The organism is Kitasatospora sp. NPDC101447 (assembly GCF_044767225.1).
Taxonomy (GTDB): domain Bacteria; phylum Actinomycetota; class Actinomycetes; order Streptomycetales; family Streptomycetaceae; genus Kitasatospora.
In genome coordinates, this window is sequence record NZ_JBIWNL010000002.1 from 182583 (window position 1) to 196402 (window position 13820).

At 73.3% G+C, this 13820-nt stretch carries 12 protein-coding genes; 5 read left to right on the top strand and 7 right to left on the bottom strand.

Annotated elements, in window-relative coordinates:
* Positions 1-45: 45 nt before the first annotated feature.
* Both ACIRST_RS03350 and ACIRST_RS03355 read left to right on the top strand, forming a co-directional pair.
* Positions 46-267 (top strand): acyl carrier protein, encoded by a 222-nt coding sequence (locus ACIRST_RS03350; protein ID WP_396552715.1) that lies wholly within the window; start codon positions 46-48, stop codon positions 265-267.
* A 116-nt stretch (positions 268-383) separates the two neighbouring features.
* Positions 384-1715 (top strand): cation:proton antiporter, encoded by a 1332-nt coding sequence (locus ACIRST_RS03355; protein ID WP_402799602.1) that lies wholly within the window; start codon positions 384-386, stop codon positions 1713-1715.
* 71 nt (positions 1716-1786) lie between these two features.
* Here ACIRST_RS03355 and ACIRST_RS03360 read toward each other — a convergent pair whose 3' ends face one another.
* The 3 genes from ACIRST_RS03360 to ACIRST_RS03370 are packed head-to-tail and all read right to left on the bottom strand — an operon-like array spanning position 1787 to position 4684.
* The gene (locus ACIRST_RS03360) at positions 1787-2191 is read right to left on the bottom strand and encodes a PPOX class F420-dependent oxidoreductase (protein WP_402799604.1); all 405 of its coding nucleotides are present in this window, start codon (positions 2189-2191) and stop codon (positions 1787-1789) included.
* 40 nt (positions 2192-2231) lie between these two features.
* Positions 2232-3623, bottom strand: coding sequence for an NDP-hexose 2,3-dehydratase family protein (locus ACIRST_RS03365; protein WP_402799607.1), 1392 nt, complete (start codon positions 3621-3623; stop codon positions 2232-2234).
* Positions 3620-4684, bottom strand: coding sequence for a glucose-1-phosphate thymidylyltransferase (locus tag ACIRST_RS03370; protein ID WP_402799608.1), 1065 nt, complete (start codon positions 4682-4684; stop codon positions 3620-3622). The genes ACIRST_RS03365 and ACIRST_RS03370 overlap by 4 nt, the downstream gene beginning before the upstream one ends.
* A gap of 300 nt (positions 4685-4984) precedes the next feature.
* Between ACIRST_RS03370 and ACIRST_RS03375 the strand changes: the two genes are divergently transcribed.
* From ACIRST_RS03375 to ACIRST_RS03385, 3 genes are all read left to right on the top strand, one after another.
* A complete protein-coding gene (locus tag ACIRST_RS03375; protein WP_402799611.1) occupies positions 4985-5983 on the top strand; it encodes a Gfo/Idh/MocA family protein in 999 nt (332 codons plus the stop codon).
* Positions 5984-6082: 99 nt separating this feature from the next.
* Positions 6083-7432, top strand: a complete 1350-nt coding sequence (rfbH, locus tag ACIRST_RS03380) for a lipopolysaccharide biosynthesis protein RfbH (protein ID WP_350521942.1) — start codon at positions 6083-6085, stop codon at positions 7430-7432.
* Between the two features lie 63 nt (positions 7433-7495).
* Positions 7496-8686: a nucleotide disphospho-sugar-binding domain-containing protein gene (locus tag ACIRST_RS03385; protein WP_350521941.1), complete on the top strand. Its 1191-nt coding sequence runs from the start codon at positions 7496-7498 to the stop codon at positions 8684-8686.
* An 81-nt stretch (positions 8687-8767) separates the two neighbouring features.
* Here the strand turns inward: ACIRST_RS03385 and ACIRST_RS03390 are convergent, their stop codons facing one another.
* The 4 genes from ACIRST_RS03390 to ACIRST_RS03405 all read right to left on the bottom strand — a co-directional run bounded on the left by ACIRST_RS03390 (position 8768) and on the right by ACIRST_RS03405 (position 13753).
* Positions 8768-9805 carry a ketoacyl-ACP synthase III family protein gene (locus ACIRST_RS03390; protein WP_402799614.1) on the bottom strand — a complete coding sequence of 346 codons (1038 nt, stop codon included), beginning with the start codon at positions 9803-9805 and terminating at the stop codon, positions 8768-8770.
* A gap of 303 nt (positions 9806-10108) precedes the next feature.
* A complete protein-coding gene (locus ACIRST_RS03395; protein WP_402799616.1) occupies positions 10109-11818 on the bottom strand; it encodes an urease subunit alpha in 1710 nt (569 codons plus the stop codon).
* On the bottom strand, positions 11815-12522 hold the full coding sequence (ureA, locus tag ACIRST_RS03400; protein WP_402799619.1) for an urease subunit gamma: 708 nt from the start codon (positions 12520-12522) through the stop codon (positions 11815-11817). Before ureA ends, ACIRST_RS03395 begins: the two co-directional genes overlap by 4 nt.
* Positions 12523-12553: 31 nt before the next feature.
* Entirely contained in the window at positions 12554-13753 is a 1200-nt protein-coding gene (locus ACIRST_RS03405; protein WP_402799621.1) for an agmatine/peptidylarginine deiminase, read from the bottom strand.
* Between the last annotated feature and the right edge of the window lie 67 nt (positions 13754-13820).

Sequence of the window (13820 nt, forward strand, 5' to 3'; positions counted from 1 at the left end):
TTCACCACCGTGAGCGCGTTCACCATCGAGGACCTCAAGCGGATCATGCGCGACTGTGCCGGGGAGGAGGAGTCCGTCGACCTGGACGGCGAGATCCTGGACCTCCGCTTCGAGGAGCTCGGCTACGACTCCCTGGCCCTGATCGAGACCACCAGCCGGATCTCGCGCGAGTTCGGCGTGCAGCTCCCCGAGGAGGAGCTCGGCGAGATCGGCACCGTGCGCGAGCTGCTGGAGCTGATCAACCAGCGGCTGTCCGTCCGCTCCTGACCCGTCCGCCCGGACCCACGCCGTACGGCGAACCCGGGGGCCGGTGGCCCGGCACCTGCCGGGCCACCGGGCCCCTCCGTCGCGCCCCCAACCCCCTACCCAGCAAGGGAGTCACCGTGCACCTGGCCGCCGGACCGGTCGCGCCGCTCGCCGCCCACGACCTGATGGTCTTCCTCCTCCAAGTGGGCCTGCTGCTCGGGCTCGCCGTCGCGCTCGGACGCCTCTTCACCAGGCTCGGGCTCTCCGCCGTCGTCGGCGAACTGTTCGTCGGCGTGCTGCTCGGGCCGTCGCTGCTCGGCCACCTGGCCCCCGGCTTCGCCGAGTGGCTGCTGCCGCACGACCCCGCCAGGTTCCACCTCCTGGACGCCTTCGGGCAGGTCGGCGTCGTCCTGATGGTCGGCGTGACCGGCCTGCAGATGGACCTCGGACTCGTCCGCAGGCGGGGAGCCACCGCCGTACGGGTGAGCGTCCCCGGGATCCTGGTGCCGCTCGGCCTGGGCATCGGGCTGGCGTACCTGCTGCCCGGCTCGCTGCTCGGCAGCGTCTCCGACCGGGGAACCTTCGCGCTGTTCGTGGGGGTCGCGATGGGCGTCAGCGCCATCCCGGTGATCGCCAAGACCCTGATCGAACTGGGCCTGCTGCACCGCAACATCGGCCAGCTGATCCTCTGCGCCGTCACCGTCGACGACATCGTCGGCTGGCTGCTGCTCTCCGTCGTCTCGGCGATGGCCACCGTCGGCGTCTCCGGCGGCCGGGTCCTGCACTCGATCGCCAACCTCGTGGTCGTGGTGGTGCTCGCCCTGGTGCTGCGCCGCGTCGTCACCGCGGCCGGGCGCCGGATCGCGGCCGGGCGCCGGATCGCGGCCGGCCCGTCCGTTCCGGCCGTGCTGGTCGGCGCGCTGGTGCTCGCCGCCGCCGGCACCCAGGCGCTCGGCCTGGAGGCCGTCTTCGGCGCCTTCCTGTGCGGACTCGCCCTGAGCGGCACCCCGTTGGCCGACCCGGAGAGGCTCGCCCCCGTGCGCACCGTCGTGGTCTCGGTGCTCGCCCCGGTGTTCTTCGCGACCGCCGGACTGCGGATGGACCTGACCGCCCTCGGCCGGCCCGCGGTCCTGGCCGCCGGTCTCGCGGTGCTCGCGGTCGCGATCGCCGGCAAGTTCGGCGGCGCCTACCTGGGCTCGCGGCTCAGCCGGATGAGCCACTGGGAGGGCCTGGCGCTCGGCGCGGGGATGAACGCCCGGGGCGTGATCGAGGTGGTGGTCGCCATGGTCGGTCTCAAACTCGGTGTGCTCAGCCAGGAGATGTACACCGTGGTGATCCTGGTCGCCATCGTCACCTCGCTGATGGCGCCGCCGCTGCTGCGCCGGTTCATGGCGCGGATCGAGGAGACGGCGGAGGAGCGGCTGCGCGAGCAGGCGCTGACCCCGGGGTCGGTCGCCGTCCACCTCTGAGCGCGGCCACCCACGAGCCGGGCCCGGCCACCCTCCGTGACGGACGGGGCCGGGCCCGGTGGTTTCGCCGCTCAGCCGACGTCGCGGCCGTTGGTGCCCTCCTGCCAGGAGGCGTCCACGCCCCAGGCGACGATCCGCTCCGGGGTGATCCGGATCAACTCCTCGGCGAGGCTCGGGTTGTGCGCCCGCCCGCCGGTGGCGAGCGCGGCGGCCCGGCCGCGGATCTCGACCCCGCGCGCCACCCACGGGTCCGTACCGGCGATGTCGTCGACGACGAAGGACACCGCGGGCTGCTCGGCCACGTCCCGGTACTTGCGGCTGCGGCCGAGGTCGCGGCCGGTGATGTCGATGGTGCCGTCGTCGTTCAGCCGGAATCCGACCGGGACGTTGTGCGGGCGGCCGTCGGCGCCGACCGTGGCCAGCCGGCCGATGCGCCGGGACCGCAGGTAGGCGGTCTCCTTCTCGGTGAACGGCATGGGTCTCCTCCTCGTGGGCGGGTGGGGGTGCGGGCGGGGCTCAGAGCGTCGCGAGCAGGGCCGCGATGAGGGTCCGGGCCTGGACGTTGAGGTACCCGTCGTAGCGCAGCAGCGTCATCGCCTGGTGGACGCTGATCCAGGCGAAGTCCGGGGGGACGTCCAGCGGGAAGTCCTCGGGCACCTCGACGATCCGGTAGCGGGAGCGGGCCTCGAAGAAGCGTCCGCCCTCCTCGGACAGCACGGTGTCGTAGCGCACCAGGCTCCCGGTGGTGGTCAACGCCTCGGTGAGGAAGCGCGGTTGTCGCTCGGGAGGCAGGCCCGCGTAGTTGTCCGGGCAGCACTGCACGGTCGGCGCGATCTCCGCGACGTTGGCCAGACCCGCCTCCACCCGGGCGTGCGCGAGCAGGTGCAGCACCCCCTCGACAGGCCGCACCAGGAAGGCGGTGACACCCAGCCCGATCGGCTCGAACAGCGGCTGGGTCCAGCTGGACACCTCGCGGTTGGCGGCGCTCACCGACGCGGCGATCACCTGGAAGTAGCGCCCCTGCTCGTGCCCGATCCGGTCGGCGGTCCGCCGCCAGCTCTCGATCCGGTCCAGCGGCCGGTAGCTCTGGGCCAGTTCGCTGGTCGCCCGGATCCGGGTGAGCCAGCTCAGCACGTCGGTCAGCGACTGGTACGCGCCCTGGTCCTCCACCCGGGGGCCGAGCGGGATGGACGACAGCACGGTGCGGGCGTCCATGTTGACCACGTCGTCGAAGCCCATCAGCCGGTGGATCTGGCCGAGCGTCAGCCACCGGAACTCCGGCGCCTCGGGCGGCTCCTCGTCGATCTCCACCACGATGTTGCGGTTGCGCTTGCGCAGGAACCACGCCCCCTGCTCGGACTGCAGCGAGTCGAGCAGCACCTTCCCGCCGGTGGGCGGTACGAAGTGCTCCAGGAAGGTGATCGGCCGGCCCCGGTGCACCCCGGTGTAGTTGCTGCGGGTGGCCTGCACGGTGGGGGACAGCTGCACCGAGTTGATGTTCCCCGGCTCCATCTTGGCCTGCATCAGGAAGTGCAGGACGCCGTCGAACTCCTTGGCGACGAAGCCGAGGATGCCGATCTCCGGCTGGTTGATGATGGGCTGCATCCAGTGGGCCGTGTCCGTCCGGATGTCGAGCCCCTGGATGGTGAAGAACCGCCCGCTCTCGTGCCCGAGGTCGCCGTTGGCGGCGTCGAAGCCCCAGCCGGCCAGATCGGCGAACGGGATGCGGGTGACCTCGTGGCGGAAGATCCGCCGGTTCTCCTCCAGCCAGGCGAGGATCGCGCGGTTGGGCGTCACCGGGCTGTCGGTGGCGGCCGCCGAGCGGGTGAAGCGGCGGATCAGCTCGGTGCGGTCGGCGACGTCGGAGCCGTGCCGCAGGGCGGTGGCGGTCAGCGGGGCGGGAGTCATCGCGCCACCCGCACCCGGGTCAGGTCGCCGACGATCAACTGCTGCCGGGCCGCGGCCGGTTCGGCGTGCAGTTCGGCCCGGCGGCCGATCAGCGAGCCGTCCAGTCCGCGCACCCCGGTGATCGTGGTGCCCTCCAGCACGATCGAGTTCTCGATGCCGGTGGCGTCCAGCATGCAGCCCGGCCCGACCGAGGTGTACGGGCCGATCCGGCTGTCCCGGACCACGGTGCCCGCGGCGACGGTGACCGGGCCGGTCAGCTGCGAGCGGACCACCTCGGCGCCCTCCGCCAGCACCACGTCACCGGTGAGCACCGAATGCCGGTCGACGCTGCCGCGGACGTCCCGCCGCAGGGTGTCCAGGACCGCGCGGTTGCAGTCCAGCAGCCCCTCGACGGTCCCGCTGTCGCGCCAGAACCCGGCGTACTCCAGGGCCCGGACGTCACCCCCCTCGGCGATCAACTCGCCGATGGCGTCGGTGATCTCCAGCTCTCCGCGGAGGCTGGGGCGAAGGTCGCGCACGGCCCGGTGGACCGCCGGGGTGAAGAAGTAGACCCCGATCAGCGCCAGGTCGCTCGGCGGCCGCTCGGGCTTCTCCACCACGGCGTCCACCCGGCCGTCCGCGCCGAGCGAGGCGACGCCGTACGCGGACGGGTTGGCCACCTTGGTCACCAGGACCTGGGCGTCCGGCCGGGTCTCCCGGAACACCGCGGCGGCCTCGGCCACCCCCTCGGTCAGCAGGTTGTCGCCGAGGTACATCAGGAAGTCCTCGTCGCCGAGGAAGTCCGCCGCGATCGCGACGCAGTGCGCCAGGCCCAGCGGCCGCTCCTGATGCAGGTAGGTGAGCCGCAGGCCCAGCGCGGAGCCGTCGCCGAACACGGCCGCGATCTGCTCGGCGTGCGGACCGACGATGACGCCGACCTCCTCGATCCCGCAGTCGCGGATGTTCTCCAGGCAGTGTCCGAGCACGGGCTTGTTCCCCACCGGGACGAGCTGCTTCGGTATCGAGTACGTGAGCGGGCGCAGGCGGGTGCCTGTCCCTCCGGACAACAACAGAGCCCTCAAGGTGCCTTCTCCTCACCGCCGCGGCACCGGAGGCCGGGCAGGCTCCGGAGCGGTTCGCCCCGGCCGGATACGGAAAGCGTGGGTCCGTCGCGGTGTGCTCCCGGCACGGGACCGGCCCGCGCCGGGAGCACACACCGGCCCCAGGCGGGACGATGCTTGGGGCTCGCGTTCGAGGGGCGTTCAAGCCACTCTCTGCCACCTCCCCCGACTGGCCCTCGCGCGGCCCGGCTGGACGGGGCCTCCAGCGGGCGGCGACAGGCTGGCCGCACGACACCGACCGGCCGTACAGCGGAGGCGACGATGGACCAGACCCGAACCGAGCCGCCCGTCCTCAGGACGGGCGTGCTCGGCTGCTCCGACATCGCGTGGCGCCGGGCCCTGCCCGCGCTGGTCGCGGACCCCGCGGTGGAGCTGGTCGCGGTGGCCAGCCGGGACGAGGCCAAGGCCCGCCGCTTCGCCGGGCACTTCGGCTGCGAGGCGGTCACCGGCTACCGCGCCCTGGTGGAGCGCGCCGACGTCGACGCCCTCTACGTCCCGGTGCCGGCCGCGCTGCACGAGCCGTGGGTGGAGACGGCGCTGCGGGCGGGCAAGCACGTGCTCTGCGAGAAGCCGCTGACCGTCGACGCGGTGGCCACCCGACGGCTGGTCGAGCTCGCCGCCGCCCGCGGGCTGGTGCTGCTGGAGAACTTCATGTTCCAGTTCCACGCCCAGCACCGGGCCGTCCGGGACCTGCTCGACCAGGGCGCGATCGGTGAACTGCGGTCACTGAGTGCGGTGTTCACCATCCCGGCGCTGCACCCCGACGACATCCGCTACCGGCCCGAACTCGGCGGCGGCTGCCTGCTCGACGTCGGCGGCTACCCGGTCCGCACCGCCCAGCTCTTCCTGGGCCCCGAGCTGCGGGTGGCCGGCGCGGCGGCCGTCCGCGACCCCGGCTCCGGCGTGGACGTCGCGGGGGCCGCGCTGCTGGTCTCCCCGGAGGGCGTCAGTGCCCAGCTCACGTACGGGATGGCGCACGGCTACCGCTCGGCCTACGAGCTGGCCGGCAGCGAGGGGCGGATCGTCCTGGACCGGGCGTACACCCCGCCGGCGGACCACCGGCCGGTGCTCCGGGTGGAGACCAAGGGCGGCACCGAGGAGATCGTGCTGCCCGCCGACGACCAGTGGGCCAACCTGGTGCGGGCGTTCGCCGCGGCCGTGCGCGGGGAACGGCACCTGGACCGCTACACGGAGGCGACGCTGCGGCACGCCGTCCTGACCGGGGAGATCCAGCGGGCCGCGGCCGCCGGCCCCCGGTGACTCCAACGGGCTTCGACCGAACGTCCGCACCATCGACCGCGAACGGGCCCCGCGAGGCGGGCGAGCCCGCGGCCGCGCCTACTGCCGGGAGGAACGAAGGTGAACGACCGCCGCGATCTACTGATCGAACAGGTCCGGGAGTACCATCGCGAGATCAGCGTGGAGCAGGAGTTCGTACCGGGCGTCACGCCGCTGCTGCCGGCCGGTGCCGTGCTGGCGGAGGAGGACCGCGTCGCGCTGGTCGAGGCCGCCCTCGACCTGCGGATGACGTCGGGCGAGATCTCGGTGCGCTTCGAGCGGAAGCTGGCCCGCCACCTCGGCCTGCGCAAGGCCCACATGGTCAACTCCGGCTCCTCGGCGAACCTGCTCGCCCTGTCGGCGCTCACCGCGCACGAACTCGGCGACCGCCGGCTCTGCCCCGGCGACGAGGTGATCACGGTGGCGGCGGGCTTCCCGACCACGGTGAACCCGATCATCCAGAACGGCCTGGTGCCGGTCTTCGTCGACATCGAACTGGGCACGTACAACACCACCCCGGAGCGGGTCGCCGCGGCGATCGGGCCGCGCACCCGGGCCATCATGATCGCCCACCCGCTGGGAAACCCCTACCAGGCCGAGGAGTTGGCCGACCTCGCGCGCGAGCACGGGCTGCACTTCGTCGAGGACAACTGCGACGCGCTCGGCTCCACCTACCGCGGCCGGCTGACCGGCACCTTCGGCGACCTCAGCACGGTCAGCTTCTACCCGGCGCACCACATCACCACCGGCGAGGGCGGCTGCGTGCTGACCCGCAGCGTCAGCCTGGCCCGGCTGGTGGAGTCCTACCGGGACTGGGGCCGGGACTGCTGGTGCGCCCCGGGCAAGGACAACACCTGCCTGAAGCGCTTCGACCACCAGCTGGGGACGCTGCCGCACGGCTACGACCACAAGTACATCTTCTCCCACATCGGGTACAACCTGAAGTCGACGGACCTCCAAGCGGCGCTGGGCGAAGCCCAGTTGACCAAGCTGGACGAGTTCGGCCGGCTGCGGCGGCGCAACTGGGCCCGGCTGCGCGAGGCGCTGGACGGGCTGCCCGGCCTGCTGCTGCCCAGCCCCACCCCGGGCAGCGACCCGAGCTGGTTCGGCTTCGTGCTCACGGTGCTGCCGGACGCCCCGTACACCCGGGCCGAACTGGTGGCCTTCCTGGAGGCGCGGGCGATCGGCACCCGGCGGTTCTTCGCCGGCAACCTCACCCGCCAGCCGGCCTACACCCACGCCCACTACCGGGTCGCCGGGTCGCTGGAGAACAGCGACACCGTCACCGAGCACACCTTCTGGATCGGCGTCCACCCCCGGCTCACCCCGGAGATGGTGGACTACCTCGCCGACTCCGTCCGGGAGTTCGTGACCTCCCGGCGCAGCCCGGTGCTGGCCGTCCCGGACGGCCTCGGGCAGGCGGGCGCCTGACGGCCGGGGCCCGGGTGCCGGGCCCGGGGGGAGACCAATGACCGTACCGACCGAGGAGCTGCTGTGCGTGTGATCGTGAATGCCCTGGTGCTCACCCATCTGATGCCGATGGTGCCGGTCGCCTGGGGGCTGCGGCTGGCCGGCCACGACGTGCTGGTGGTCGGCGACGCGGAGGTGGCCAGAGCGGCGGGCCGGGCCGGCCTGCCGAGCCGCCGGGTCGGCCCGGCGGACGGCGGCGCCGAACGCTGGAGCCGGCCGCTGGTGGCCAAGTCCCCGTTCGCCGTGGCCGGTTCGGGCAGCAACCGGCCGAGCGAGGAGCCCCCGTGGGCGCAGATGGGGCAGCGCTGGCTGGCCCGGCTGGACACCTACATCGACGAGTACCTGGAGCTGGCCCGGGTCTGGCAGCCGGACCTGATCATCACCGACCCGCTGGAGTGGGGCGGGCTGGTGCTCGGCGGCGTGCTCGGCGTGCCGGTGGTGCTGCACCGCTGGGGCCTGGACAACATGAGCTCCTCGCTGCTGAAGCCCGGCAAGCTGGCGCTGCACGAGCTGTGCGCACGGCTGGGCGCGCCGGACGGCCTGCCCGACCCGGTGCTGGTCCTGGACCCGTGCCCGCCCAGCGTGCAGTCCCCGAACGTGACCCCGGGCGAGCCGGTGCGCTTCGTGCCGTACAACGGGACGGCGTCGCTGCCGGACTGGGTGCTCGGCCCGCGTCCGGCGCGCCGGGTGTTCGTCAGCCTGGGCGCCTGGGGGACGGGGCGGCTGGCCGAACAGGGCAAGCTGGACTCGATCGTGGACAGCATCGCGGCCGCGGTCCACGAGGTCGACGAGGTCGAGGCGGTGCTCTTCCTGGAGGAGCGGTTCCGCGAGACGCTCGGGCCGCTGCCCGGGACGGTCCGGGTCGCCGACCCGCTGCCGGTCAACCTCTGCCTCCCGTACGGCGACGCGATCATCCACCACGGCGGCTCCGGCACGGCGCTCACCGCGTTCTGCTACGGCGTGCCGCAGCTGGTGCTCGCCCAGGACGGGCCGCTGCTCGTGCCGAACGCCGAGCGGGTCGAGGCCAGCGGCGGTGGTCGGGGCATCGTCGACGAGCGCGAGCGGGACGACCCGGCGGCGATCGGCAAGGCCCTCGGCGAGATCCTCACCGAGGAGCGCTTCCGGGAGGGCGCCGACCGGATCCGCCGGGAGATGGCGGCCATGCCCTCGCCCGGCCTGCTGGGCGACCTCCTGGAGGGGATCGCACTGGGCTGACCGGCGCCGACGACGCGCAGCGCCGCCCGTCCCGGATCCCGGGCGGGCGGCGCTGCGCGTCGTGACGGTGCGGCCGGCCGCTCAGGCGGACCACGGCGGGGCCGCGAGGTACTCCAGCACCGCGGTGCCGAACTGGAGCCCGGGGCCGACCCCGGCCATCAGGTAGGTCTCGCCCGGCTTGATCAGCTGCTGCTCGATCAGCCGGTCTAAGCAGATGACCTGGTCGCCGGTGCCGACGTGGCCGAGGTCGCGTCCGAGCCGGTAGGTGGAGCGCTCCTCGGTGAAGCCGAACAGCGGCAGCAGCCGCTCGGCGACCACGGCGCGGCTGGCGTTGATGTGCCCGATCCAGGAGATCTCCGACATCGAGCCCAGCCCGGCGTCGGCCACCGTCCGGTCGTTCAGCTCCTGCTGTCCGTTGACCAGCAGGTCCTTCAACTCCTTGGCGAGCGGGGAGTGTTCGACGAAGTGGACGCTGCGGGCCCGCAGGTCCATGGTCTGGGCCGAGAGGTCCGTCGGCGGCCAGATCGGCACCCCGGAGCGGTGCAGTTCCTCCAGCTGCGGAACGGCCTGCACGCCCACCGACCGCAGCCGGGCGAACCCGGGCCGCTTGGACAGCAGCACGGCGACCGCGGCGTCCCCCAGGACCATCCCGTTCAGGTGCGACCAGCGGTCGACCAGCGGCCCGGAGAAGTTGTCCGAGCCCACCACCAGGACGGAGGCGTTCTCCGGTGCGGCCCGCAGCTGCCCGACGGCGAGCTGCATGGCGCTGAACAGGCCGGTGCAGTGGCCGCGCAGCTCGACCGCCGGCGCCGAGCCGCCGATGGTGTTCCGCTGGATGTACGAGGCCGGGCTCCAGCCGTTGGGGCCCTGGTGGAACCCGGTCGCGTAGAGGACGAAGGAGACGTCCGCCGGGTCCGCCCCGGAGCGGTCGAACGCGTGCCGCACGGCGTGCACCGCCATGTCCACCGGGGCCATGTCCCCGGCTATCGGCACCTCGTCGATCTCGTTCGCGGCGAAGTCCTCGGCCGAGTAGACGCCCTCGTCGACCGCCGTGGCCGCGTTCTTCTTCTCCGGCAGGTAGATCCCGATTCCCTCGATGAAGACATCGCCAACCCGCATCTGGCCCCCTCCTCAGTGATCACTCGTCGGCATGCGCCGCCAGCCTCCCGGCGGCGGCTGGAGGGTCCGTCCAGCACCGCTGGAGGGCCGCCCGGCCGTGTCGATCGCCAAGGATGCCGTCGAACCCGTCGGGGCTCAAGTGTTCGTGGAGAAAGCCGAGTTGGGCCGAGTGTCAGGTGTGCACCGGGCCGCCCGCGGCCGCCGGGACGGTGCGTGTGCGGCCGCCGGGACGGTGCGTGTGCGGCCACCGGGACGGTGCGTGTGCGGCCGCCCGGGCCGGTGCGGTCGGGCGGCCGCCGGGCCTCACAGGAAGTAGAGGCGGTTGAGCGGGACGCTGTCGGCGGGCTCCGAGCGCAGCGGGGTGCCGTCCAGGGTGACCAGGCCGTTGCGCGGGTCGACCAGGACGTCGCCGAGGCGGGTGTTGCGGACCATGTCGCGCGGCCCGATGCCGCGGGTGCCCCGGACGCCGACGCGGCGGCGGCGGGTCGTCATGGCGTCGTAGGGGCGGTCGTGGGTGCCGGACTCGGCGGCGGCCCGGCTGGTGAAGGCGACCGACAGATCGGCCGGGATGGCGCCGTGGGCGCCGAACAGGGGCCCCAGGACGAGGGGTTGGCAGGTGTCGGTGGAGCCGTTCGGATCGCCGGTGACGCCGTACGCCGGGAAGCCGGCCTTGAGCACCATCTGCGGTTTGGCGCCGAAGGAGGCGGGGTGCCAGAGCACGATGTCGGCGAGCTTGCCGATCTCGATCGAGCCGACCTCGTGCGAAAGGCCGTGCGCGATGGCCGGGTTGACGGTGAGCTTGGCGATGTAGCGCAGCACCCGCTCGTTGTCGTCGTCCGGGCCGTCGCCCTCCATCGGGCCGAGTTCGGCCTTCATCTTGCCGGCCACGGCGAACGTGCGGCGCACCGTCTCGCCGGCCCGGCCCATGCCCTGGGCGTCGGAGGAGGTGATGCCGATGGCCCCGAGGTCGTGCAGCACGTCCTCGGCGCCCATGGTGCCGGCCCGGATGCGGTCGCGCGCCATGGCCTCGTCGCCGGGCAGGTCGGTCTTCAGGCCGTGGACGGAGACGATCATGCCGTAGTGCTCGGCGACCGCGTCCCGGCCGAACGGCAGCGTGGGGTTGGTGGAGGAGCCGATGACGTTCGGCACGCCCGCCATCTTCAGCACGTCGGGGACGTGTCCGCCGCCGCAGCCCTCGATGTGGAAGGCGTGGATGGTCCGGCCGTCGAGGACGCGCAGGGTGTTCTCGACCGACAGGCACTCGTTCAACCCGTCGGTGTGCAGCGCGACTTGGACGTCATGGACTTCGGCGACACCCAGCGCGGTGTCCAGCGCGCGGGTGTGTGCGCCCATGTCCTCGTGCACCTTGAACCCGCAGGCGCCGCCCTCGGCCAGCGCCTCCACGAGCGGGGCCGGGTGCGAGGACGAACCGCGGCCCAGGAAGCCGATGTTGACCGGCCAGGCGTCGAAGGCGTTGAACGCGTGGCGCAGCGCCCAGGGTGAGTTGACGCCGACGCCCCACGCGGGGCCGACCTCCTGGCCGATGATCGTGGTGACACCGGAGGCCAGCGAGGCCTCCATGATCCGCGGGGACATCAGGTGGACGTGGGTGTCGATGGCTCCCGCGGTGGCGATCAGTCCCTCGCCGGAGACGATGGTGGTGCCGGTTCCGACGACGACGTCCACACCGTCCAGGGTGTCCGGGTTGCCGGCCCGCCCGATCGAGGCGATCCGCCCCTCGCGGATGCCGATCGAGGTCTTGCGGATGCCCTGGACGGCGTCGATGACGAGGACGTTGCTGATCACCACGTCGCAGGTGTCCCGGACGGCGGCGGCCTTGAGGTGCAGGCCGTCCCGGGCGGTCTTGCCGAAGCCGACCAGGAACTCCTCGCCCGGCGCCTGGGAGTCGGACTCCACGCGGACGACCAGGCCGCTGTCGCCGAGCCGGACCCGGTCCCCGGCGCGCGGGCCGTGCACGGCCGCGTACTCGGACGCTTCGATGCTGCTGCTCACGATTGCTGCTCCTGTCCGTCGTCGACCGCTCCGAGGTAGCCCTGCTCGGCCGCGCGGCGCAGGGCTTCGCGCCGTACCCGCGGCGAGTCCAGCGGCCCGTCGACCAGCCCGGCGAAGCCGATCGCGACCCGCTCGCCGCCGATCGGCACCAGGCCGACCTCGACGGTGGCGCCCGGGTCGAAGCGCACCGAGGAGCCGGCCGGGACGGCGAGGTGCAGGCCGTAGGCGGCGGCGCGGTCGAAGGCCAGGCGCGGGTTGGCCTCGAAGAAGTGGAAGTGCGAGGTGACCGAGACCGGCACGTCGGAGGTGTTGCGCACGGCGAGGGTGCGGACCGGCTGCGGGCCGGTCGCGGCGGCCCCGTCGGGGAGGACGGCGCCGGGCGCGGCCCCGCCGAGGGTGCCGCCGCCGAACGGGTCGGCGATGACGACGAGCCTGGTGCCGTCCTCGAACACCGCCTCGACGTGGATCTCGGTGACCAGGTCCGGCACGCCGGGCAGGACGTCGGCGGGGGAGAGGACGGAGCTGCCGAGCGCGACGGCCTCGGCCAGCCGCAGGCCGTCGCGGGCGGCCTCGCAGACGGTGTCCGAGATGAGCGCGGTGGCCTCGGGGACGTTGAGCCGCAGGCCGCGGGCGCGGCGGGCGCGGGCGAGTTCGGCGGCGGTGAAGATCAGCAGCCGGTCGCGTTCGGTGGGGGTCAGCTGCACGGGGGTTCCCTTCTGCCTCGGTGCGGGGCGGTCAGCCGGCGGGCTGGTCGTGGGTGGAGCAGTGGATGCCACCGCCGCCGGAGGCGATGGTGTCGATCTGCAGCGGGACGATCTCGCGGTCCGGGAAGTGGTCCCGGAAGATCGCCTGGGCCTGCCCGTCGGCCTTGGCGTCGCCGAACAGCGGCAGGTAGACGCCCTTGTCGCCGATGTAGAAGTTCATGTACGAGGAGACGAAGGCGTCGCCGCGCCCGGTGATCCGGTCCGGGTCGGGCTGGCCGATCTCGATCACCTTGAGCTTCCTGCCGGTCGCGTCGGTGGCCTCGGCAAGGACCGCGCGGGCCTGGTCGGCGGAGCGGGACCAGACGTCCGGCGGGGTGCCGGGGAAGGCGCGGTCCAGGAAGACGACGCCGGGGGCGGCGAAGCGGGCGAGGCAGTCGACGTGGGCGTCGGTGATGTCCTTGCCCTTGACGCCGGCGAGCCAGATCACCTTCGTGACGCCCAGGGCCTTCTTGAGCTCCGCCTCGACCGAGTCACGGCTGCGGCCGAGGTTGCGGTTGTCGTTGACGACCGAGCTCTCGGTGATCATCAGGGTGCCCTGGCCGTCGGTCTCGAAGGAGCCGCCCTCGGCGGTGATCGGCGTCTCCAGCCGCTCGATCCCGTACTTCTCCAGGACCGCGCGGGCGATCCTGGCGTCGTTGGCGTGCTCCTGCTTGCCGCCCCAGCCGCTGAAGTTGAAGTCGACGCCCTTGACCTTGCCGCCCTCCTCGACGAACACCGGTACGGTGTCGCGGGCCCAGAGGTCGTCCACCGGGACGGAGAGCAGCTCGACGTCGGAGCCGCAGGCGTTGCGGGCCGAGGTCTCCTGGCCGGGGCGGACCAGCAGGACCACCGGTTCGCGTTCGCCGATGGCCCGGGCCACCGTGGCGATGTCCTTGCGGACGGCCCCGAGCTGCTCGCCCCAGACGTTCTCGGACGCGGGCCAGGCCATGAAGGTCCGCTCGTGCTTCTCCCACTCGCCGCCGAGCCGGCGCCCCTGGACGGGGGCGGGCGCCGGCGCCGGGGGCTGTGCGGGCGCCCCGGTGGCCGACTGGCCGGGGGCTGCGGAGCTGGGGCCCGCGGGCTCGGCGGCGTCGTCGTCGGAGGCGGCGCAGGCGCTCGCGCCGAGGGCGATCACACCGGCTCCGGCGAGGGAGCGCAGCACCGTGCGGCGGGCGAGGGGGGACTGGGACACGCTGAACTCCGGTGGGGCTGGGGGTGGATCCGGTCCGGCGGGGCGGGCGGGGCTCCGGGGAGCGGCC